This window comes from Dehalogenimonas sp. THU2 (assembly GCF_039749495.1).
In the GTDB taxonomy this organism is placed as follows: Bacteria; Chloroflexota; Dehalococcoidia; order Dehalococcoidales; family Dehalococcoidaceae; genus Dehalogenimonas.
The window spans coordinates 1-1,534 of sequence record NZ_JBDLLU010000033.1 but is presented as its reverse complement, the minus strand read 5'-3'; the positions used below and the strand labels follow the sequence as shown (position 1 = coordinate 1,534).

Sequence of the window (1,534 nt, the reverse complement as noted above, 5' to 3'; positions counted from 1 at the left end):
TTCGAGTTCATTTTCCTTAACCCACCAGGGGTGGCGGGCGGAAGGTCCAGAAGCGGCGAGTTCGTCGAGATCACTGAAGGAAGGGGCGATGGCTGCGGCGGCACCGATGCCGGCACCGGCCAGTCCGAGGCCCTTCATGAAATCACGGCGGCTCATTGTCGAATGGAATTTGTTGCCCATAGTGTTGCTCCTTGTTATTAGATATAGTTCTATAAGGTATTGTAATGTAATTATAGGGAATATACTATCCGCCAACATGCGTATTTAAAATAAGAATATGATAATGATAGGTAATAAAAAGCAACTAGATGAGGTATAAAGAAGATGGCTTATATCAGGTGTTGGGTGTGTGATCGAATAATGGAGCAGATTGTATCGCCCCTCAATGTATAAACGGAGCTGAGTACACAAAAAAAGGGAGGCGGCTCACCAGCCGCCTCCCGGGGGATCAGTTTTGGTTAGCTACCAATTAAACGTACCGGCGCCATGGGTGACATCGGGCCTCCAATTATTCAGGTCGCGGGTCCACCAGGCTTCCAGCTCCTCGGGGCTCTTGGGCTCGGCGTATTGGAAGACGCGGTCCATCGAAGCGAAGAAACTATCGAAGACGGGAGTGGTGGCGGAAACAGCCCGAACCACCGGATGGATGATTCCTTCATTTGGATGATTGAACGGGCAAAGGGTGTGGCAGACGCCGCAACGGGAGGGAGCACCGACATCAATACATTTGCCCCAGTCTACGCGCCATCCCCTGTAACCCGGGCGGTTCCCGGGGCCGACATCCCAGGTGGGTTCTTTCTGCTGACCCAGGGCATCACTGGGGCATTTTTCAGCGCAGCGCATGCAGGTCTCGCAGAACTTGGTGCCGCCGAAGTCGATGGGATTAGTAGGAGCCAAAGGTAAATCGGTGATGATGTAATTGGTGATGCGGGTTTGTAGACCGGAACGCGGGGTCATCATATAGGTGGCGCGTCCCTGTTCGCCGAGACCTGAGAAGATGCCCAGGGCTACATTGGCACGGACACCGGCTTTGTAAGCATGGTAACCCAGGTTCTTGACGAAGCGCATCGCCTGCCACTCGGTGTAGCGGCCGTCGCCATAAGCGCGGTGGATGGCGGGGCGTCCCAGGGGCATGGGCATGGCCAGTTTGCCGGGATAGGCTTCATCCTCACGGAGTTGGTAGAGACCTTGTATGTAGTTCTGCTGGATGGAATAGGTCAAAAGATATTTGGCTTTTTTGGGGATATGATAGACTTTTTTCTCATCCTGGGTGCCTTTTTCGACATCATCGAAGACGACGGCGCCCTTGTCGAAGATCTGCAGCATGTGGTCGTTGAGTTCCATGGCGCCGACCTGAGCGGCGCCAGCCAGGTGCAGGGCGGCACGCAACATCTGAACATTCTCCTCAGGCGAGCCTTCCCAGCGGGCGGCGCCCTTGTCCTGGGGCGGGGTGATGCCGGTGGGGCCGTCCCAGGGGGCGGCGGTCTGCAAGCCGGTGACCATATCGGCCAGCGCGGCGCAGCGGACATCCCGG

Annotated in this window: 2 protein-coding genes; both read right to left on the bottom strand. The window is 55.9% G+C overall.

All coding sequences use genetic code 11. The annotated features are described in order from the left end of the window. Positions 1-180: twin-arginine translocation signal domain-containing protein (locus tag ABFB09_RS09625; protein WP_347001279.1), on the bottom strand; the 180-nt coding region annotated here is incomplete at its 3' end. A gap of 282 nt (positions 181-462) precedes the next feature. Then, on the bottom strand, positions 463-1,534 hold a 1,072-nt coding region (locus ABFB09_RS09620; RefSeq protein ID WP_347001278.1), incomplete at its 5' end, for a reductive dehalogenase.